This window comes from Zhihengliuella alba (assembly GCF_039538765.1).
GTDB classification, from domain to species: domain Bacteria; phylum Actinomycetota; class Actinomycetes; order Actinomycetales; family Micrococcaceae; genus Zhihengliuella; species Zhihengliuella alba.
Genome location: NZ_BAABCJ010000001.1, coordinates 39,577 through 60,804 on the forward strand (window position 1 = coordinate 39,577; position 21,228 = coordinate 60,804).

The following is a 21,228-nucleotide window of genomic DNA, read 5'->3' on the forward strand; positions in this document are numbered from 1 at the left end:
CTGCAAACCATGTAAATAGTGGAAACGCTTGCACTCGTCGTCGACGCCCGCCTACTGTGCTCTGTATCACTCCACCTCCGGTGCGCTGCGGGCCGGCCGGATCCATGCGATTCCTCGCGACTCCGGTCCGGTCCGCGCCGCCGGGACCCACCAGCAGCGGGCACGCTGCGCTGATGCAGAGAAGACGAGGCAGCCTTCGTGAGGATTTCTTGGCCGGGCACCGGTGCGCGCCCAGACGGACAGAACGCGAGTACGCAGGACTCGACGGGGGAGAAGTATCGTCAGGGTTCCCGCCCCCGCCGGTGGAGCTGGCGGCGGCCCCTCGCGTTCGCGGCGGCCCCCGCCGTCGTCCTCGCCACGCTGGCCGCCGGCCCGGCGGTCCTGCCCGCTGCGGCCGAGGAGCGCACGGTCGCCCTGGTTGGCTCGCTCCAGGACGAGCTCGGCTGCACCGAGGACTGGCAGCCCGCCTGCGACGCCACCGAGCTCGCCGCCACCGACCAGCCCGGCGTCTACGCGGCGGAATTCACGCTCCCGGCCGGCACGTACGAGTACAAGGCCGCCCTCAACGACGCCTGGGACGAGGCCTACGGCCTGGACGGTGGGCAGGAGAACATCCCGCTGACCATCGCCGGCGAGTCCACCCTGCGCTTCACGTACGACGACGCCACGCACCGCGTCGCTCTCCAGCCCCTCGGTCTCGCGGCCGGCTACACCGAGGAGGACGCGGCCCTGGTCGCCGACCCCGTCCGCCAGGCCGGCAGCGACGAGCAGTTCTACTTCGTCATGACGGACCGCTTCGCCAACGGCGACCCGGCCAACGACACCGCCGGGATCGCCGGGGACCGGCTGACGCACGGGTTCGACCCCGCGGACAAGGGCTTCTTCCACGGCGGCGACCTCGCCGGCCTGCACTCGCAGCTGGACTACATCGAGGGCCTCGGCACCAGCGCCATCTGGCTGACGCCGAGCTTCAAGAACAAGCCCGTGCAGGGCGAGGGCGCCGACGCCAGCGCCGGATACCACGGCTACTGGGTCACCGACTTCACGCAGATCGACCCGCACCTCGGCACCAACGAGGAGCTCGAGGCCCTCATCGACGACGCGCACGCCCGCGGTATCAAGGTCTACTTCGACATCATCACCAACCACACCGCCGACGTGATCGACTACGCCGGGGGAGAGCACGCCTACGTCGACAAGGCCACCAGCCCCTACCGGGACGCCGACGGCAACGTCTTCGACCCCGCCGACTACGCCGGGACCGGCACGTTCCCCGCGCTGGACGCGGCGACGTCCTTCCCCTACGAGCCCGTGGTGACCGAGGACGGGATCAAGGTCCCCGAGTGGCTCAACGACCCGACGCTCTACCACAACCGCGGCGACTCCACCTGGGAGGGTGAGTCCGTCACCTACGGCGACTTCGTGGGCCTGGACGACCTGATGACCGAGCACCCCACCGTGGTGAACGGGTTCGTGGACGTCTACCAGCAGTGGGTGGACCTGGGCATCGACGGCTTCCGCATCGACACCGCCAAGCACGTGAACTTCGAGTTCTGGGAGACCTTCAGCGCCGAGGTCCGCGACTACGCCAAGGCCCAGGGCAAGGACGACTTCTTCATGTTCGGCGAGGTCTACGACGCCGACCCGGCCAAGCTCTCCCCGTACGTGCGCGAATCGGACATGAACTCCGTCCTGGACTTCGCCTTCCAGTCCGGCGCGGCCGGGTACGCCGGCGGCAACTCGGCGCAGGTCCTCTCCCGGCTCTTCGCCGGCGACGACTACTACACCACGCCGTCCACCTCCGCGACGGCGCTGCCGACGTTCCTCGGCAACCATGACATGGGCCGGATCGGCCATTTCCTCCAGAACCAGGGGGACACTCTCCAGCGCGACGAGCTGGCCCACGAGCTGATGTTCCTCACCCGCGGCCAGCCGGTGGTCTACTACGGCGACGAGCAGGGCTTCGCCGGCACCGGCGGCGACAAGGACGCCCGCCAGTCGCTCTTCGCCACCGAGGTCACCGAGTACGCCGACCAGCCCCTGGTCACCGGCGAGACCGCCGGCTCCGTGGACCGGTACGACGCCGACGCGCCCCTCTATCGGCACATCGCCGAGCTCTCCGCCCTCCGCGAGGCGCACCCGGCCCTGGCCGCCGGCGCGCAGATCGAGCTGCACGCCGCCGACGGACCCGGCGTCTACGCGTTCGCCCGCGTGGACCGGACCGAGAAGACCGAGTACCTGGTGGCCGTCAACAACAGCACCGAGGAGCGCAGCGTCGAGTTGACCACCCTCACCGCGGACGCCTCCTACGCGCCGCTCCACGGCACCGACACGGCCGTCGCCTCCGACGCCGCCGGGAAGGCGACGGTCACCGTCCCGGCCTTTGGCGCCGTCGTGCTGAAGGCCGACGCCACCGTGACCGCGCACGAACTCGCCCCCGAGATCGGCGGCCCCGCCGCCGGGGCCGGCGTCGACGGGATGACCCCGGTCGCCGTCGACCTGGACGGCGCAGCCGACTCCGATGCAGCGGGCTCCGACGCGGCCGACGCCTCCGGATCCGCCGCCGAGGGCTGGGCCGAGACCAGCTTCGCCTGGCGCGTGGCCGGCTCCGCCGAGTGGGCGCCGCTGGGCACCGCCGAGGACACCACCCCGCGCGTCTTCCACGACACCGGCGCGCTCGCCGATGGCACCCTGATCGAGTACCGGGCCGTCGCCGTCAACGCGGCAGGGGAGCGGTTCGCCGCCTCCACCTACGCCTCCGTCGGGAACAGCGTCACCGGCACTGAGCCCGTGACCCCCGACCCGGACCTGGACCTGGTCACCGTCCCTGGCAGCCACAACTCGGAGATGGGCTGCGCCGGCGACTGGGATCCGGCCTGCGAGGCCGCCGCCCTGACCGAGCAGCCCGGCGGCGTCTACGCCGGGACATTCGATCTGCCCGCCGGCGACTACGAGTACAAGGTCGCCGTCGACGGCTCCTGGGAGACCAACTACGGGGCCGACGGCGCCCCCGACGGGGCGAACCTCGCCTACACGCACGAGGGCGGCCCGGTCACCTTCTACTTCGACCCGCGCACCAGCATCGCGCAGTCGGACGCCGAGGGACCGATCGTCACGCTGCCCGGCAGCCTGCAGGACGAGCTCGGCTGCCCTGCCGACTGGGCGCCGGACTGCCTCGGCACGCTCATGTCCGACGGCGACGGCGACGGCGTCTACGAGTTCACCGCGCAGGGCTTGCCCGCGGGCTCCTACGAGGCCAAGGTGGCCCATGGGCTCTCCTGGGCGGAGAACTACGGGGTGGACGGCGCGCGCGACGGCGCCAACCACGCCTTCACCGCCGCCGAGGGCTCGCCCGTGACCTTCGCCTACACGCTGGAGACCCACATGCTGCAGATCTCCTCCGGGGACGACGCCGCCGACGACGTCGCCGGGGTCGGCGAGGAACACGCCCACTGGATCGACGCGACCACCCTGGCCCTCCCGGCGGATCTCGGCAGCGGCGACGCGTTCGCGCTCTTCGCCTCAGCGGACGCCGCCCTCCAGCTCGAGGACGGCACCGTCACCGGGGCCGAGCCGATCCCGCTGACGCCCGTCGAGGGCGGCCTGACGGCGGAGCAGCGCGAGCGCTTCCCGCACCTCGCCGAGTCCCTGGCCCTCCGCCTCGAGACGGACGACGCCGCCGCGCTCCTACGCGGCCAGCTTGCCCTGGCGCGCTACGCCGCTGCTGCGGAGGAGCAGGCGGACGACGCCGCGGATGCCGATGCGGGGGAGACCGGTGACGAGATCGCCGAGCCGATCCTGACGGCCTTCACCGGGGTCCAGGTCCCCGGCGCGGTGGACGACCTCTACGCGGAGGCGCTCGCCGACGTCGAGCTGGGCGCCACGTTCACCGGCAGGAAGCCGACGTTCCGGCTCTGGGCGCCCACGGCCCAGACCGCCACGCTGCTGACCTGGCCGGCCGGCACCAGCGAGGGCGACGATTCCGGAGCCGACCCGACCCGCCACGAGGCCGAGCTCGACCCCGCCAGCGGCACCTGGACCGTCCCCGGGCACCCGCGGCTCGCGGACGCCGAGTACCAGTGGGAGGTGCGCGTCTACGCGCCGGAGACCGGGCGGATCGAGACCAACCTGGTCACCGACCCCTACTCCGTGGCCCTGACCCTGAACTCGCAGCGCTCCGTCGCCGTCAGCCTGCAGAGCCCGCACCACCAGCCCAAGCAGTGGCGCCAGGCCGCCGCGGACCCGGTGGAGCAGGACGTGGACCGGGCGATCTACGAGCTGCACATCCGCGACTTCTCCATCGGCGACCAGACCGTGGACGAGGAGCTGCGCGGCACCTACGGCGCCTTCGCCGCGGACAGCGCGGGCACCGAGCAGCTCGCCCAGCTCGCCGACGCCGGCATCACCACCGTGCACCTGCTGCCGAGCTTCGACATCGCCACCATCGAGGAGGACCGCGCCGCGCAGGCCGTGCCGGACTGCGACCTCGAGACCTTCGGACCCGCCTCCAGCGAGCAGCAGGCCTGTATCGCCGCCGCGGCCGCCGGGGACGGCTTCAACTGGGGCTACGACCCGTTCCACTTCATGGCCCCCGAGGGCTCCTACGCCCGGCAGCCGCACGGCGCGTTCCGCGTCGCCGAGTTCCGCACCATGGTGGGCGCCCTGCACGGCCTGGGCCTCGAGGTGGTCCTGGACCAGGTCTACAACCACACCGCCGCCTCCGGGCAGGCCGAGCGCAGCGTCCTGGACCGCGTGGTGCCCGGCTACTACCACCGGCTCGACGCCGCCGGGCAGGTGGAGACCTCCACCTGCTGCCAGAACGTCGCGACCGAGCACGCCGCCGCGCAGAAGCTCATGGTGGACGCCGTGGTCCTCTGGGCCCGGCACTACAAGGTGGACGGATTCCGGTTCGACCTCATGGGCCACCACTCGCGGGCGAACATGGAGGCCGTGCGCGCCGCGCTCGACGAGCTCACGCTCGAGGACGACGGCGTCGACGGATCCTCGGTCTACCTGTACGGGGAGGGCTGGAACTTCGGCGAGGTCGCGGACAACGCCCGGTTCGTCCAGGCCACGCAGGGCCAGGTGGACGGAACCGGCATCGGCACCTTCAACGACCGGCTGCGCGACGCCGTCCACGGCGGCAGCCCCGTCGACTCGTCGTCGACCTTCAAGCAGGGCTTCGGCACCGGCCTCGGCACGGACCCCAACGGCGATCCGGTCAACGGCAGCGCGGAGGAGGCGCTCGCCGATCTGGCCCACCAGGCGGACCTGGTCCGGCTCGGCCTGGCCGGGAACCTCCGGGACTACCGGCTGCCCGCCTCCGACGGCACCGTCAAGCGGGGCGAGGAGCTGGACTACCGGGGGTCGCCGGCCGGCTACGCCGCGGAGCCCGGCGAGGTGGTCAACTACGTGGACGCGCACGACAACGAGACGCTCTACGACCTCTCCGTCCTGAAGCTCCCGCGGGAGACCACCATGGAGGAGCGCGTGCGGATGAACACGCTCTCGCTGGCCACCGCCACGCTCTCCCAGTCCGTGTCCTTCTGGCACGCCGGCACCGAGCTGCTGCGCTCCAAGTCGCTGGACCGGAACAGCTACGACTCCGGCGACTGGTTCAACCGGATCGACTGGACCGGCCAGGAGAGCACGTTCGGCTCCGGCCTGCCGCCCGCCGCGGACAACGAGGCCAAGTGGGACCACATGGCCCCGCTGCTCGAGGACCCGGCGCTCAAGCCGGACGCCGCGGCCATGGCCCAGGCGGAGGCGATGGCGCTGGACCTGCTGCGCATCCGGAGCGAGGTGCCGCTGCTGACCCTCGGCTCCGCCGAGCTGATCCAGCAGAAGGTCACGTTCCCGAACAGCGGGCCGGACGCCACCGCCGGCGTCGTCGTCATGCACGTGGACGACCTGCTCGGCGAGGACGTCGCGCCCGGTCTCGCCGGGGCCCTGGTGGTCTTCAACGCCTCGCCGGAGCCCGTCACCGAGACCGTGCCCGGGCTCGCCGGACGGGAGTACGCGCTCACGTCGGCGCAGGCCGACGGCTCGGACGACGTCGTCAAGACGACGACGTGGGACGCCGCCAGCGGAACCGTGAAGGTGCCCGGGCGCACCGTCGCCGTCCTGGTCGAGGCCGAGTAGGAGGCGTCCCCGCGCGGCCGGTACGCGGGGGAGTCGGCCGGCGGGCTGGTCAAGCCCGCCGGCCGACCTGTGAATTGCGCTGAAATCGCACCGGACTAGGTGCATCGAGTGATAACAACATGATTAACTTGGGTTAGTCTGTTGGGACGTAGGCCATGCTGGCGATCGAGAACTCATCGGCGCCGGGCAGTGGCCGGATCGGTACAAGAGGAGGAGACGCCATGGGTGCTCACGAGGGACAGGGCGAAGCGGTACGCGCGCCCGGCGAGCAGGCGACGGAGACCACCAGCATCAGTCTGCCTCCGCTGGCCGACGCCGCCGTGGCGAACCCATCGCTCTCCATCGAGGAGCGCGAGGCCATCGCAGCGCTCCCGGAGGGCTCGGCGCTCCTCATCGCCCACTCCGGCCCCAACCGCGGCGCGCGCTTCCTGCTGGACCAGGACGTGACCACCGCCGGCCGCCACCCGGACGCCGACATCTTCCTGGACGACGTCACGGTCTCCCGGCGCCACGCGGAGTTCCGCCGCCGCGGCCAGGACTTCGAGGTCGTGGACTCGGGCAGCCTCAACGGCACCTACGTGAACCACGACCGCGTGGACGCCGTCAGGCTGCGGACCGGCACCGAGGTGCAGATCGGCAAGTTCCGACTCACGTTCTACGCCGGCTCCCGGCGCGCGGACGTCTAGGGCGCGGACGTCTAGCGCCCGGGACGTCCACCGCGGCGCCGCCCGGCCAGCCCGTCCGGCACCGGGGACCACCGGCCACCGACACACTCCAGGAATAGGTTCATTGGTTTCATCTGCGAAAGCGCACCGGGGGGCCGCGGCCGAGGCGCCGCGGCCCCAGGTTCACAACATCGGCGAAGTCCTCTCCGAGCTCTCTGACGACTTCCCGCAGATCACCGCGTCCAAGATCCGCTTCCTGGAGGAGAAAGGGCTCATCACCCCGCAGCGGACCGCCGCCGGCTACCGCAAGTACACCGCCGGCGACATCGACCGGCTGCGCTTCATCCTGGCCCTCCAGCGGGATCAGTACCTGCCGCTGAAGGTCATCAAGGACTACCTCGACGCCGTGGACCGCGGCGAGCGGCCCGAGCAGCTCCCGGGCGGGCTCCAGCTCGCCCCGCGCAGCGTGACCGAGCAGCTCGCCCAGGAGATCGCCGGGCACACCCGCGCGCTGACCCGCGCCGAGCTCATCGGCGCCACCGGAGCGGACGAGGGCCTGATCGACGAGCTCCTGCAGTACGGGCTGATCGGCGAGGAGGACGGCCGCTTCGACGAGCACGGCCTCCGCGTGGTCAAGGCGGCCGCGAAGCTGGCCGGCCACGGCATCGAGCCGCGCCACCTGCGGGCCTTCCGCACGGCCGCGGACCGCGAGATCAGCCTGGTCGAGGGGGCCATCGCCCCCGTGAGCTCCCGGCGCAGCGCCTCCTCCCGGGCCCACGCCCAGGAGACCGCGCGGGAGATCAGCGACGCCTGCCTCTCCCTGCACAGCGCACTGGTGCAGGGTGCCATTTCCCAGCTCGATCACTAGGCTGGACGGAAGGGATCCCCGTCAGGGGCTCCGCACCGTCGGCCGGAGGAGTGCAGATGCGTGAACTCGAGATCGTCGGCGTTCGGATCGAACTGCCCTCCAACCAGCCGCTGATCCTCCTGAAGGAGGTCGACGGCCCCCGCCACCTGCCGGTCTGGATCGGCGCTCCGGAGGCGGCCTCCATCGCCACCAGCCTGCAGGGGATCACGCCGCCGCGCCCCATGACGCACGACCTGCTGGCCAGCGTCATCGACGCCGCCGGCCTGGTCCTCACCGGCGTCAGCATCGTCGCCGTCGAGGACGCCGTCTTCTACGCGCGGCTCCACCTCTCCAACGGCTCCGAGGTCGACGCCCGCACCTCGGACGCCGTCGCCCTGATGCTCCGCACCGGGGCGCCCCTGACCTGCGAGGAGGCCGTCCTCGACGAAGCCGGCGTCATCATCGGCGACGGCGGCCAGGAGGAGCGCTCCGAGCCGGAGGAGGCCGAGGAGCAGGTGCGTGAGTTCCGCGAGTTCCTCGACGACATCGAGCCCGAGGACTTCCGCTGACACCCGCCCGCGGGTGCCGCGCGACCGTTCCCGGCGACCTCTCAGGTCGGTGTGCTCGCGACACGCCCTCAAGTTAAACTTGAAGGTCGTTGACCCCCGTCCCGGACCCCCGTAGCGTCAGAGCCAAGGTTTCCCGTTGCCCCGCGCGGCCCGGCACCGGCACAATGGATGGAGGCGTCCATCGGCGCCGCCGCGTGAGCACTTCCCCAAGGGGAGACCAAGACAAGGAGGGTTCACGTGAGTCCGACCAGTGATCACGGCGCGACGCAGACGGGCGAGGACGCCCAGGCCGTCACTCATGCACAGGGACTGCTGTTCACCGAGGATCTCCCGGTCCTCGACGAGGACGCGGGCTACCGTGGCCCGATCGTGTGCAAGGCCGCCGGCATCACCTACCGCCAGCTCGACTACTGGGCGCGGACCGGACTCGTCGAACCCGCCGTGCGCGGCGCCCGCGGCTCGGGCAGCCAGCGCCTCTACAGCTTCCGCGACATCCTGGTGCTCAAGGTCGTCAAGCGCCTCCTGGACACCGGCGTCTCCCTCCAGCAGATCCGCACCGCCGTCTCCCACCTGCGCGAGCGCGGCGTCGAGGACCTGGCCCAGATCACCCTGATGTCCGACGGCGCGTCCGTCTACGAGTGCACCTCCGCCGACGAGGTCATCGACCTGGTCCAGGGTGGCCAGGGCGTCTTCGGCATCGCCGTCGGCCGCGTCTGGCGCGAGGTCGAGGGCAGCCTCTCCGAGCTGCCGAGCGAGCACGCCGAGGACGAGCTGTTCCCGCAGGACGAGCTCAGCCGCCGCCGCGCCGAGAAGAAGCGCACCGCCAGCTGAGCCGGTCCGCCCCCCCCAGCCACGGGGCACGGTCCAGGCAGGCACAGAACCCAGATAGTCAGAGAACCCAGACAGACGCAGAACGACGTCGGCACCCGGGCGGGTGCCGACGTCGTTCTCTCGTGGTGCTGGGCGCGGCCCGGTGGACCGTGCGGGGCCGGAGTGAGCCGGGCCGGATCGGGCGGGTCTAGACCGTGGCGCGCTGGCGCGGACGGCGCGCGGCGACGGTCCCGGTGACGCCGCGCAGCAGCTCGTCGAAGTGACCGGCGGTGCGGCGGGCGTCCTCGCCGGGCCACTGGTGGACCGAGTAGGCGGCGCCCTGGATCTGCTGCCAGTCCGGCTGCTCCGGCAGCACCGGGGTCAGCAGCTGGTCCGCGAACATCTTGCGCATCTCGCCGAGGCGGAACCGCTGCTCGGTGGAGGTCTCGCGGTAGCGGTTCGCCACCACGTGGGCCCGGGCCGGGCCGGAGGTGAACTCGTTGCGGAACAACTCGAGCGCGCGCATGGTGCGCTCGGTGCCGGCCACGGAGAAGAGGCTCGGCTCAGCCACCAGGATCGCCCGGCTGCTGGCCATCCACGCCATCCGCGTCAGGCCGTTCAGCGAGGGCGGGCAGTCGATGAGCACGAGCTTGTAGCGGCCGGTCCGGTCCAGCAGCGTCTTGAGCCGCTTCAGGTCGCGGGTGCGCAGGTCGGGACGGTCGTAGATGCTGCCGAACGCGCCGCCGACGGCGACGTCCAACACCGGGGCCGGTCCGTTCTGGCCGGAGCCCTGCCCGGCGCGCTGGGTCCACGGGCTGAGGACCGCGCTGGCCTCCAGGTCCGCCTTGCGGGCGGCCTTGAGCTGGCGGCCGATCTCCTGCTCCGGGCGGTTCAGGGAGACCCCGAGGCCCGTGCTGGCGTCCGCGTGGGGGTCCAGGTCGACCACGAGCGTGGGGATCCCTGCGGACAGGGCGGCAGAGGCCAGCCCAAGCGTTACGGACGTCTTGCCGACCCCGCCTTTGAGACTGCTGATGCTGACAACCTGCACGGAACCGACCACGTCCCCTTCTGTGTCTTGAATCCGGCGATCTATCCACTACATCATACGGTCAGCGGCGTGCTGCGCCCCAACCCTCGCCGGTGGGCCGGGGAGCCACGCCAAGATCCATTGTGACGTGGCTGTTCCCCGCGCGCGGGGCGGCGCTGTAGCGTTAGCGGAGCTGACTGACAGCGTCGTCGGACGGCCAGCACCTGCGTGCTGCCTCCCGGCATCCGCCCTGCCGATCGAAAGACATTCAGGAGCCGTATGTTCAAGAAGGTGTTGGTCGCCAATCGCGGCGAGATCGCGATTCGCGCATTCCGTGCCGGGTACGAGCTCGGCGCGAAGACCGTGGCCGTGTACCCCTACGAGGATCGGGGCTCGATCCACCGCCAGAAGGCCGACGAGTCCTACCAGATCGGCGAGGAGGGGCACCCGGTCCGGGCCTACCTCGACGTCGAGGAGGTCGTCCGGGTCGCCCGCGAGGCGGGCGTCGACGCGATCTACCCCGGATACGGGTTCCTCTCCGAGAACCCCGACCTGGCACGGGCCGCCCGCGACGCGGGCATCACCTTCATCGGCCCGCCCCCCGAGGTGCTCGAGCTCGCCGGTAACAAGGTCGCCGCGCTCAAAGCGGCCCGCGCCGCCGGCATCCCCGTGCTGGAGTCCTCGGAGCCGAGCGACGACGTCGACTTCCTCCTCGCCGAGGCCGACCGGATCGGCTTCCCGATCTTCGTCAAGGCCGTCGCCGGCGGCGGCGGGCGCGGCATGCGCCGCGTGGACCGGCGCGAGGACCTCCCGGAGTCCCTCGGCGCGGCGATGCGCGAGGCCGGGACCGCCTTCGGCGACTCCACCGTCTTCCTCGAGCAGGCCGTCCTGCGCCCGCGGCACATCGAGGTCCAGATCCTCGCCGACGGCCAGGGCGACGTCGTCCACCTGTTCGAGCGCGACTGTTCGCTGCAGCGCCGCCACCAGAAGGTCATCGAGATCGCCCCGGCGCCGAACCTGGACGAGGACATCCGGCAGGCGCTGTACGCCGATGCCGTGAAGTTCGCCAAGGCGCTGGACTACCAGAACGCCGGCACGGTCGAGTTCCTCGTGGACACCGTCGGCGACCGGGCCGGGCAGCACGTCTTCATCGAGATGAACCCGCGCATCCAGGTGGAGCACACCGTCACGGAGGAGATCACCGACGTCGACCTGGTCTCCTCGCAGATGCGCATCGCCGCGGGCGAGACGCTGGAGCAGATCGGCATCCGCCAGGAGGACCTGCGGATCCGCGGCGCGGCGATGCAGTGCCGCATCACCACCGAGGACCCGGCCAATGGCTTCCGCCCGGACGTGGGCACCATCAGCGTCTACCGCTCCGCGGGCGGCTCCGGCGTCCGGCTCGACGGCGGCACCGTCTTCACCGGCGCGGAGGTCTCCCCGCACTTCGACTCCATGCTGGTGAAGCTCACCTGCCGCGGCCGGGACTACGAGATGGCCGTCCGGCGCGCCCGGCGCGCGCTGGCGGAGTTCCGCATCCGCGGCGTCGCCACGAACATCCCGTTCCTGATGAACGTCCTGGACGACCCCCAGTTCGTCGCCGGGGACGTGGCCACGGACTTCATCGACTCCCGGCCGGACCTGCTGGTCGGGAACCGGTCGCAGGACCGCGGCACCAAGGCGCTGACGTACCTCGCCGAGGTCACGGTCAACAAGCCGCACGGCGAGCGGATCGAGGGCATCGACCCGCGCCAGAAGCTCCCGCGCTTCCCCGGCGACAAGTCGGAGCAGCCCGAGCGCAGCCCGTTCGACGGCCCGGCCGGCGCCGTCCCGCCGGACGGCTGGCGGCAGGTGCTGCTCGAGAAGGGCCCGGAGGGCTTCGCCGCCCACCTGCGCTCCACCGAGGCCGTCGCGGTCACCGACACGACGTTCCGCGACGCGCACCAGTCGCTGCTGGCCACGCGCGTCCGCACGCGCGACCTGCTCGCCGCGGCCCCGGCCATGGCGCACACGCTGCCGGGGCTGTTCTCGATGGAGGTGTGGGGCGGGGCGACGTACGACGTCGCGCTGCGCTTCCTCGGCGAGGACCCCTGGCGCCGGCTCGAGCTGCTGCGGGCCGAGCTTCCGAACGTCCCGCTGCAGATGCTGCTGCGCGGACGCAACACGGTCGGCTACACGCCGTACCCCACCGAGGTCACGGACGCGTTCGTCGCCGAGGCGGCCGAGACCGGCATCGACATCTTCCGGATCTTCGACGCCCTGAACGATGTGAGCCAGATGGCCCCGGCCATCGCCGCGGTGCGCAAGACCGGCACGGCCGTCGCGGAGGTCGCCCTCTGCTACACCGGCAACCTCACGGACCCGGACGAGAAGCTCTACACGCTGGACTACTACCTGTCGCTGGCCCGGCAGATCGTCGACGCCGGCGCGCACATCCTGGCGATCAAGGACATGGCCGGGCTCCTGCGCCCGGCCGCGGCCCGGCAGCTCGTCTCGGCCCTGCGCGCCGAGCTCGACCTGCCCGTGCACCTGCACACGCACGACACCGCCGGCGGCCAGCTGGCCACCATCATGGCGGCGATCGACGCCGGCGTCGACGCCGTGGACACGGCCGTCGCGTCCATGGCCGGCACCACCAGCCAGGTCTCGATGTCGGCCCTCGTCGCCGCGCTCGAGCACACCGAGCGGGACACGGGTCTGGACCTGGGCGCCGCGGCGGCCATGGAGCCGTACTGGGAGGCCGTGCGGGCGATGTACGCGCCATTCGAGTCCGGCCTCGCCGGGCCCACCGGGCGCGTCTACCGGCACGAGATCCCCGGCGGCCAGCTCTCCAACCTGCGCCAGCAGGCCATCGCCCTGGGGCTGGGGGAGCGGTTCGAGGCCATCGAGGACATGTACACGGCCGCGAACGCGATCCTCGGCCGGCTGGTGAAGGTGACGCCGTCCTCGAAGGTCGTCGGCGACCTGGCCCTGCAGCTCGTCGGCGCCGGCGTGGACCCCGCGGCCTTCGAGGCGAACCCGCAGGCGTACGACATCCCGGAGTCCGTCATCGGCTTCCTCTCCGGAGAGCTCGGCGACCCGCCCGGGGGCTGGCCGGAGCCGTTCCGGTCCAAGGCGCTCGAGGGCCGCAACGTCAAGGTCCGCCTGGAGGAGCTCGAGGCCGAGGACTCGCAGGCGCTGCAGGCCGACTCGGCCACGCGCCGGTCCACGCTCAACCGGCTCCTCTTCCCGGGCCCGACCCGGGACTTCGAGGACCTGCGGGCCCAGTACGGCGACGTCTCCATCCTCGGCACGCGGGACTACCTGTACGGCATGACCCCGGGAGCCGAGCACGTCATCAGCCTCGGCAAGGGCGTCCGCCTGCTCGTGACCCTGCAGGCCATCGGCGAGCCGGACGAGAAGGGCATGCGCACGGTGATGTGCACGCTCAACGGGCAGATGCGCCAGATCACGGTGCGGGACCGCAACGTCGAGTCCACGGTCAAGGCCGCGGAGAAGGCGGACCCGGGCAACACCGGGCACGTCGCCGCGCCGTTCGCCGGCGCGGTCACCGCCACGGTGGAGGTCGGGGACACGGTCGAGGCCGGCGGCACCGTCGCCACCATCGAGGCGATGAAGATGGAGGCGGCCATCACCACGCCGGTCGCTGGCCGCATCGCCCGGATCGCCATCGCCGGCACGGCCCAGGTCGACGGCGGCGACCTGCTCCTGGTGATCGATCCCGCCTGATCCCGGGAGTCCCGCCGCGCGGCCACCGCGCGGCGACGGCTCGGCGAGCCGCCGGAGGGCCGGTCCCGCACCCCCGCCCAGGGGTGCGGGACCGGCCCTCCGGCGCTTCCGCGCGTAGGTTAGGGTATTGCTGACTTCAGGCCGACGGGCCGCTGCTCACCGACCACAGGGTTCACCGACCACAGGGTTCACCGACCACAGGGTTCACCGACCACAGGGTTCACCGACCACAGGAAGGGGCCACCATGGCTGACAAGGAACGCGAGGAGCACCCCGGCGACGACGCACGCGAGCAGGCGGCGGACTCGGCCGATGCGACAGCCGACGCGACGGCCGATCAGGCCGCCTCCGCCGACGCGCCCGACCAGGCGGGGTCGTCGCAGTCCGACGCCGACCCGTCGGATCCCGCCGCCGGTGCTGCCGGATCCGTCAGCGCCGCCGACCCCGCGGTGTCCGATGCCGCAGAGACCAATACCGCGGAGCCCGAGGTCGCGGTGTCCGGTGCAGCGGAGAGCGATGCCGCGGAGCCCGAGGCCGCGGAGCCCGGCGAGTCGCAGGCGGCGTCGAACCAAGCCGATGACGAGTTCGTCGCCGCAATGGAGTTCCACCCCGCCGACGAGGTGGAGAGCGCCGCGACGAGCCAGCAGGCCGTCGGGGCATCCGGCACGCGGTTCCCGGCGGCAGAGTCCGGCGCACGGCCGGGGGCGGCGTCGACCATCGCGGCCGGGGGAGCGGAGGCCGAATCGGCAACTCGCGAGGAGTCGGCGCCCAGGAAGGCCGAGCAGGCGAGCGACCTGACGGCGTCGCGCCTGCTGGAGCTGCCGCAGCGCGCCCCGGTGGCCGGCTGGCGCCGCTGGCTCTACAAGGCCACGTTCGGCCGCGTCAACGTCGGCGACTCGGACTCCGTCCGCCTGGCGCGCCTCACCGAGCACAAGATCAAGGCGCCCCTGGAGGGCGGGACGCGGTTCGTGACCGTCCTGTCCCGGAAGGGCGGCGTCGGCAAGACCACCGTCACCACGCTGCTGGGCATGGCGCTCGCCAGCGTCCGCGAGGATCGGGTGATCGCGCTGGACGCGAATCCGGACCGGGGGACGCTCAGCGACCGCTCGCCGGGCGGCACCCGGTTCACCGCCCGCCACCTGGTGCAGAACCGGTTCATGATCGACTCGTTCTCCAAGTTCGCGCAGTACGCCGCGCGGGAGGGATCGCGCCTGCACGTTCTGGCCTCGGACACGGACCCGAACGTCGCCCAGGCCTTCGACGACGCCGACTACCGCGCCGTGACCGATCTGGCGAGCAAGTTCTACTCGATCGTGCTCACCGACTCCGGCACCGGCATGGTCCACTCGGTCATGAAGGGATCGCTCGAGAAGTCCGACGTCGTGGTGCTGGTCTCCGGCGGCAGCGTCGACGAGGCGCGCCTCGCCTCGGAGACGCTGTCCTGGCTGGAGGCCCACGGCCGCACGGATCTGGCCGAGAAGGCGATCGTCGTCATCAACCAGTCGGCCGGGTTGGGCCGGGGCGTGAACATCGACGAGATCGAGGCGCACTTCGCCTCCCGAGTGGAGCACGTGGTGCGGCTGCCGTTCGACCCACATCTGGCCGAGGGCTCGCAGGTCGACATCGAGCGGCTCAAGCCCGCCACGCGGGAGGCGGCCATGGAGCTGGCCGCCCTGGTGGTGGACCAGCTGCGCGGCTGACCGCCCCGCTGCCGTGCCCGCGGGGCGGCCTCCCGGCTCCTAGCGCGCTGGCTTGGTGCCGGAGTAGATATCGTCCACCACGGCCTGGAAGTCCTTCAGGACCTGCGCCCGCTTGAGCTTCATCGACGGGGTCAGGTGGCCCGAGTCCTCGGTGAAGTCGGACGGCACCACGCGGAACTCCTTGATCGCCTCGGCCTGCGAGACGGTCGTGTTTGCCTGGTCGATGATCTCCTGGATCTCCGCCTTCAGCTTCGGATGGCCCGCGGCTTCGGCGACCGACATGTCGCCGAGCTCGTGCCGCTGCAGCCAGCCCGGCAGGGCCTCCTCGTCGATCGTGACGAGCGCCGAGATGAAGGGCTTCTGGTCGCCGAGCACCAGGCACTGCGAGACGATCGCGTGGGAGCGGATCTGGTCCTCGAGGAGCGCCGGGATCACGTTCTTGCCCCCCGCGGTCACGATGATCTCCTTCTTGCGCCCCGTGATCCGCAGGTAGCCGTCCGCGTCGAGCTCGCCGATGTCACCGGTGCGGAACCAGCCGTCCACGAACGCCTCCCCGGAGAGGTCCTCGCGGTTGTAGTAGCCGCGCATGACGCAGACGCCCTTGCCCAGGATCTCCCCGTCCTCGGCGATCTTCACCGCGTTGCCCGGCAGGGGGGCTCCCACGGTGCCGATCTTGTTCAGCTTGGGAGTGTTCACGGTCAGCGGCGCCGTGGTCTCGGTGAGGCCGTAGCCCTCGAGGATCATCACGCCCATCCCGCGGAAGAAGTGGCCGAGCCGTTCGCCGAGCGGTGCCCCGCCCGAGACCGCGTACTCCACCTTGCCGCCCATCGCATGCCGGATCTTGGAGTACAGCAGCTTGTCGAACAGGGCGTGCTTGAGCTTCAGCGGCAGCGGCACGCGTCCGGAGTCCAGAGCGCGCGAGTACGCGATGGCCGTGTCCGCGCCGGCGTGGAAGATCTTGCCCTTGCCGCCGTCCTCCGCCTTGAGCATCGAGTTGTTGTAGACCTTCTCGAACACGCGGGGGACCGCGAGGAGGAAGGTGGGGGAGAAGGACTGCAGGTCGCCGAGGAGGTTCTTCACGTCCGGGGTGTGGCCCACCCGGGAACCGGTGGCGACGGCGAGGACGGCGATGAACCGTGCGAACACGTGCGCCAGCGGCAGGAACATGATGGTGGAGGCGCCGGGGTGGACGCAGTCGCCCATGACGGCCGCGGCGTTGTCGCTGAGGTCCACGAAGTTGTAGTGGGTGAGCTCGCAGCCCTTGGGCCGCCCGGTGGTGCCCGACGTGTAGATGATGGTCGCGACCGAGTCGAGGCGCAGCGACTTCCGCCGGCGCTCCAGCTCCGCGTCCGGCACCTCGGCGCCGGCCCGGCGCAGCTCGTCCAGGCCGTCGCCCTCGAGCTGCCACACGTGCTCCAGCGGCAGGTCCTCCTGCTCGGCGGCGGTGCGCACCACGTTCTCGTGCCGGCCCGTCTCCACGAAGGCCGCGCTCGCGCCCGAGTCGCCGAGGATCCAGGCGACCTGGCTCGGCGACGACGTCTCGTACACCGGCACGGAGACGCAGCCGGCGAACCAGATCGCGAAGTCCGCGAGCGTCCACTCGTAGCGCGTGCGGGACATGATCCCGACGCGGGCGCCCTGCTCGACGCCGGCCGCGATCAGCCCCTTCGCCACTGCGCGCACGTCGCGGGCGAACTCGGCAGCCGAGACATCGCTCCACGACCCGTCCGCGGACGGGATGGAGAACAGCGCGTGGTCGGGCCGCTCCGTCTCCTGGCGCAGCACGAAGTCCGTGGTGTTGGCATCCTCGGGACTGATGACGAGGGGCGGGACGCTCTTCTCGCGCACGGGTGACGGGTGCACTGGATCCTCCAATCCATAGCGGGTCCGCGGCGGCTGACGCTGCCGGGCCGGTCCTTCGAGCCACGCATCGGTGGCCTGCATCACAATCCTACTGGATAGTAACCACGCGGTGCCTCAATAGCGGCCGAAGAACTCGGCGCTCTCGGCGAAGATCGTCTCCGCGTCGTAGTCCAGAGTGGCCACGTGGTAGCTCTCGGGCAACCGCGTCGCCCGTCGGTCCTCCGCCGGAGTGCCCACCCGGGCGTGGATGACCCCGGAGTCCGACGGCGGCACGATGTGGTCCGTGTCCGAGGTGAACGTCGCGATCGGGGACACGACGAGCGGCAGACGCCGTCGTACGTGCTTCATGAGTGCGCCCAGCTGCGCCACGCCCGCCACGGGGGTGCGCGGGTACGCTCCCTCGTCCTGGCCGGGCCGGGCGATGTCGTTCGCGATCGCCGGCGTCGACTTCACCACGTGCCGCAGCAGCCCCGCGCTCCGCGCGCGGCGGTCCCCGAAGCTCAGGGCGGGGTTGACCAGGGCCAGGGCGGCCGGGCGGCGGTGCGTCGCGAGCTCGAGGGCCAGCGTGCCGCCCATCGAGAGCGCGCCGACGTAGACGCGGTCGTGATTGCGCTGCAGCTCGTCGTAGGCGTGCAGGACGGCGGCCGACCAACTCGGCCAGCGGGCGGAGACCAGGTCCTGCCAGGCGGTCCCGTGCCCGGGGAGCAGGGGGAGCGAGACCGCGAACCCACGTCGGCGCAGGTCCTCCGCCCACGGCTCGAGGCTGACGGGCGAGCCCGTGAAGCCGTGCACGAGCAGGACGGCCCGCCCGGTGGACCCGGCCGGTGGAATCGGCGATGTCGCGGTTGGCGATGTCATGGTGCGCTCCTGACCCACGGGACGCACCCGGCGATGCGGCGCGCCGGGCTCCCGTGTGCTTAGAGTAGATCGTAAGCGACGGCCGCGGTCACCCCGTCGGGCGCAACGGAAGACTGTTCTGTACGACAGGCGGAGGCAAGCACCGGTGTTCTATTGGGTCGTGAAGCGGTTCATCGTGGGTCCGCTCGTCAATCTGCTCTTCCGGCCCTGGGTCAAGGGACTGGACAACATCCCGGCCTCCGGCGGCGCCATCCTGGCCAGCAACCACCTCTCTGTCTCCGACTCGGTGTTCCTGCCGGTCGCCGTGGACCGGCCCGTGGTGTTCCTCGCCAAGAGCGAGTACTTCACCGGCCCCGGGCTCAAGGGCCGGGTCACCGCGGCGTTCTTCCGCATGTCCAACCAGCTGCCCATGGACCGCTCCGGCGGCGCGGCCTCCGCCCGCTCGCTCGGCGCCGGGGAGAAGGCCCTGTTGGACGGCAAGCTGCTGGGCATCTACCCGGAGGGCACCCGCAGCCCGGACGGCCGGCTGTACCGCGGCAAGCTCGGCGTCGCCAAGCTCGCGCTGGCCACCGGCGTCCCCGTGGTGCCGATCGCCATGATCGGCACCGACAAGGTCCAGCCGATCGGGAAGACCGTCCCGAACATCCGCCGCGTCGGGATGATCATCGGGGAGCCGCTCGACTTCTCCCGCTACGCCGGCCTCGAGGACGACCGGTTCGTCCAGCGCTCCGTCAGCGACGAGATCATGTACGCGATCATGCGGCTCTCCGGCCAGGAGTACGTCGACGCGTACGCATCCACGGTCAAGGCGAAGCTGGATGCGCAGAAGAAGGAGGCCAAGGCCGAGGGGGCGCGGAAGGGCGCGGCCGGGGACGGTCCGGACGCCGCGGCGTGACGCGCCGGCGGTTCCCGCGCCCTCATCCGGGCACCGGCGCCGGGATGGCCCGCCGATGACGGGCCAGGCCGCGGTCGCCAGGAGATGGCTGCTGGGCAGCGCCGGCGTGGGGTGCCTGGCCGGTGCCGCCTACCCGGGGCTCGGGGCCGCCTGGGCCGAGCCGAGCCATCCCTGGGGCGCTGCAGCGAGCGCGGTCGCAGGGATCCTCCTCCTGGTGCCGCTCATCGGGGTCCTCGTGCTCGGCATGCTTTCCCGGCGGGTCTTCCTCGGCCTCTACACGGCCGTCGTCGACGTCGTACTCGGGGGCCTCCTCGCCCTCTGGACCTGGTTCACGGTGCCCCCGGGAGCGGTGGTGGGCCTGTGGCTCCTCCTGGCCGGAGTCCTGTGGGGAGGAGGCAGCCCGGCCCTGCGGAAGGCCCTGCTCCGGGCCGGGCTCTGGACCGTGGGCGTCTCGCTCGTGATCGGTCAGCTGCTCCTCCTCCTGCCCGACTCCTGGGACTTCGTCGGCTCCGTTGCCCATCTGGGGCTCGCCGCCTGGTTGGCGCACTCCAGTGCGGCCGCGGCCGGGCCGGGCAGCCGGGCCCCGCGCCCGGCACGGGACGAGGAGGCGCCTTGACCCGGCAGCGTTGCGCGCGCCGACTGCTCACATTACGGACGGACTGGGAGGCGGCGTCGTCCGGGCCTACGCTTGTCGGGTGAGCGAGATTGCAGAAGCCCCCAAGCCACTGACCACGCCGATCCCCGGACCGGCGGCAGACCCGGGCCTCGACGCCTGGCGCGAGCTGCCCATCCAGCAGCAGCCGGACTGGCGCGGAACAGACGAGCACGCGCGGGCGGTGGACGAGCTCTCGTCGCTGCCGCCCCTGGTCTTCGCCGGCGAGGTGGACGTGCTGCGTCAGCGGCTGGCGGAGGCCGCGCGCGGCAAGGCCTTCCTGCTCCAGGGCGGGGACTGCGCCGAGACGTTCGACGGCGCGACGGCGGACAAGATCAGCGCCCGCGTCAAGACGATCCTGCAGATGGCCGTGGTCCTGACCTACGGCGCATCCATGCCTGTGATCAAGATGGGCCGCATGGCCGGCCAGTTCGCCAAGCCGCGCTCGTCCAACACCGAGACCCGCGACGGCGTGACGCTGCCGGCCTTCCGTGGCGACATCGTCAACGGGTTCGAGTTCACCGAGGAGTCCCGCCGGCACGATCCGTCCCGCATGGTCCGGGCGTACCACACGGCGGCCTCGACGCTGAACCTCATCCGGGCGTTCACGCAGGGCGGCTTCGCCGATCTCCGGCTGGTCCACCAGTGGAACCAGGGCTTCAGCGCCAACCCGGCCTACAAGCAGTACGAGTCGCTCGCCGCCGAGATCGACCGGGCGGTCCGCTTCATGGACGCCTGCGGAGCGGACTTCGACGCCCTGAAGCGCACCGAGTTCTTCGCCGCCCACGAGGCGCTGCTGCTCGACTACGAGCGCTCGCTCACCCGCACCGACTCGCGCACGGGGCTGCCCTACGACACGTCCGGCCACTTCCTGTGGATCGGCGAGCGGACCCGGCAGCTGGACAGCGCGCACGTCGACTTCCTCTCGCGCGTCCGCAACCCGATCGGGGTGAAGCTCGGGCCGACCACGTCCGGCGACGACGCGCTCGCGCTGATCGACAAGCTGGACCCGAACCGCGAGCCGGGACGCCTGACGTTCATCACCCGCATGGGCGCGAAGAACATCCGCGAGAACCTGCCCTCCCTGGTGGAGAAGGTCACCGCCTCCGGTGCCGAGGTGCTCTGGGTGACGGACCCGATGCACGGCAACACCGTGACCAGCGCCAACGGGTACAAGACACGCCGCTTCGACGACGTCATGGACGAGGTCCGCGGCTTCTTCGAGGTCCACGACGCCCTCGGCACGGTGGCCGGCGGCCTGCACGTCGAGATGACCGGCGACGACGTCGCCGAGTGCCTCGGCGGGGCGGACCCGATCCGCGAGGAGCAGTTCGACGATCTGTACGAGTCGCTCTGCGACCCGCGCCTGAACCACCGCCAGTCCCTCGAGATGGCGTTCCTCGTCTCCGGGGCGCTCGCCGCACGGGGCCCGCGCAGCTGAGCCTCGGCCGCGGCCGGCGGTGCCCGGCCGG

At 71.7% G+C, this 21,228-nt stretch carries 13 protein-coding genes; 10 read left to right on the top strand and 3 right to left on the bottom strand.

Features of this window, described 5'->3' with window-relative positions; genetic code table 11:
• Nucleotides 1–198 precede the first annotated feature (198 nt).
• The 5 genes from pulA to ABD784_RS00230 all read left to right on the top strand — a co-directional run bounded on the left by pulA (nt 199) and on the right by ABD784_RS00230 (nt 9,053).
• Entirely contained in the window at nt 199–6,141 is a 5,943-nt protein-coding gene (gene pulA, locus ABD784_RS00210) for a pullulanase-type alpha-1,6-glucosidase (protein WP_344878263.1), read from the top strand.
• Between the two features lie 221 nt (nt 6,142–6,362).
• Entirely contained in the window at nt 6,363–6,827 is a 465-nt protein-coding gene (locus ABD784_RS00215; protein ID WP_344878266.1) for an FHA domain-containing protein, read from the top strand.
• Between the two features lie 103 nt (nt 6,828–6,930).
• The gene (gene ftsR / locus ABD784_RS00220) at nt 6,931–7,674 is read left to right on the top strand and encodes a transcriptional regulator FtsR (protein WP_344878269.1); all 744 of its coding nucleotides are present in this window, start codon (nt 6,931–6,933) and stop codon (nt 7,672–7,674) included.
• Between the two features lie 56 nt (nt 7,675–7,730).
• A complete protein-coding gene (locus ABD784_RS00225; protein WP_344878272.1) occupies nt 7,731–8,222 on the top strand; it encodes a bifunctional nuclease family protein in 492 nt (163 codons plus the stop codon).
• A 237-nt stretch (nt 8,223–8,459) separates the two neighbouring features.
• The gene (locus ABD784_RS00230) at nt 8,460–9,053 is read left to right on the top strand and encodes a MerR family transcriptional regulator (protein ID WP_425582895.1); all 594 of its coding nucleotides are present in this window, start codon (nt 8,460–8,462) and stop codon (nt 9,051–9,053) included.
• A 187-nt stretch (nt 9,054–9,240) separates the two neighbouring features.
• Here the strand turns inward: ABD784_RS00230 and ABD784_RS00235 are convergent, their stop codons facing one another.
• The gene (locus ABD784_RS00235) at nt 9,241–10,080 is read right to left on the bottom strand and encodes a ParA family protein (protein ID WP_344878275.1); all 840 of its coding nucleotides are present in this window, start codon (nt 10,078–10,080) and stop codon (nt 9,241–9,243) included.
• A 258-nt stretch (nt 10,081–10,338) separates the two neighbouring features.
• Between ABD784_RS00235 and ABD784_RS00240 the strand changes: the two genes are divergently transcribed.
• Nucleotides 10,339–13,788: a pyruvate carboxylase gene (locus ABD784_RS00240; RefSeq protein WP_344878278.1), complete on the top strand. Its 3,450-nt coding sequence runs from the start codon at nt 10,339–10,341 to the stop codon at nt 13,786–13,788.
• A gap of 245 nt (nt 13,789–14,033) precedes the next feature.
• Complete coding sequence (locus ABD784_RS00245) at nt 14,034–15,488, top strand: nucleotide-binding protein (protein WP_344878280.1); 1,455 nt, start codon at nt 14,034–14,036, stop codon at nt 15,486–15,488.
• A 39-nt stretch (nt 15,489–15,527) separates the two neighbouring features.
• On the opposite strand, the gene ABD784_RS00250 is transcribed toward ABD784_RS00245, so the two are convergent.
• Together ABD784_RS00250 and ABD784_RS00255 are read right to left on the bottom strand one after the other, a co-directional pair.
• Nucleotides 15,528–17,336, bottom strand: coding sequence for an AMP-dependent synthetase/ligase (locus tag ABD784_RS00250; RefSeq protein ID WP_344881201.1), 1,809 nt, complete (start codon nt 17,334–17,336; stop codon nt 15,528–15,530).
• A 129-nt stretch (nt 17,337–17,465) separates the two neighbouring features.
• Nucleotides 17,466–18,209 carry an alpha/beta hydrolase gene (locus tag ABD784_RS00255; RefSeq protein ID WP_344878283.1) on the bottom strand — a complete coding sequence of 248 codons (744 nt, stop codon included), beginning with the start codon at nt 18,207–18,209 and terminating at the stop codon, nt 17,466–17,468.
• 145 nt (nt 18,210–18,354) lie between these two features.
• Between ABD784_RS00255 and ABD784_RS00260 the strand changes: the two genes are divergently transcribed.
• The 3 genes from ABD784_RS00260 to ABD784_RS00270 all read left to right on the top strand — a co-directional run bounded on the left by ABD784_RS00260 (nt 18,355) and on the right by ABD784_RS00270 (nt 21,197).
• Entirely contained in the window at nt 18,355–19,104 is a 750-nt protein-coding gene (locus tag ABD784_RS00260; protein ID WP_344878286.1) for a lysophospholipid acyltransferase family protein, read from the top strand.
• A 55-nt stretch (nt 19,105–19,159) separates the two neighbouring features.
• Nucleotides 19,160–19,720, top strand: coding sequence for a hypothetical protein (locus ABD784_RS00265; RefSeq protein ID WP_344878289.1), 561 nt, complete (start codon nt 19,160–19,162; stop codon nt 19,718–19,720).
• Between the two features lie 79 nt (nt 19,721–19,799).
• Entirely contained in the window at nt 19,800–21,197 is a 1,398-nt protein-coding gene (locus tag ABD784_RS00270) for a class II 3-deoxy-7-phosphoheptulonate synthase (protein WP_425582896.1), read from the top strand.
• Nucleotides 21,198–21,228: the final 31 nt, after the last annotated feature.

Bases quoted from the DNA above. Each gene is read 5' to 3' on its own strand.
- ABD784_RS00225 (WP_344878272.1), top strand. From the start codon at position 7,731: ATGCGTGAACTCGAGATCGTCGGCGTTCGGATCGAACTGCCCTCCAAC.
- ABD784_RS00245 (WP_344878280.1), top strand. From the start codon at position 14,034: ATGGCTGACAAGGAACGCGAGGAGCACCCCGGCGACGACGCACGCGAG.
- ABD784_RS00240 (WP_344878278.1), top strand. From the start codon at position 10,339: ATGTTCAAGAAGGTGTTGGTCGCCAATCGCGGCGAGATCGCGATTCGC.
- ABD784_RS00265 (WP_344878289.1), top strand. From the start codon at position 19,160: ATGACGGGCCAGGCCGCGGTCGCCAGGAGATGGCTGCTGGGCAGCGCC.
- ABD784_RS00215 (WP_344878266.1), top strand. From the start codon at position 6,363: ATGGGTGCTCACGAGGGACAGGGCGAAGCGGTACGCGCGCCCGGCGAG.
- ABD784_RS00255 (WP_344878283.1), bottom strand. From the start codon at position 18,209: ATGACATCGCCAACCGCGACATCGCCGATTCCACCGGCCGGGTCCACC.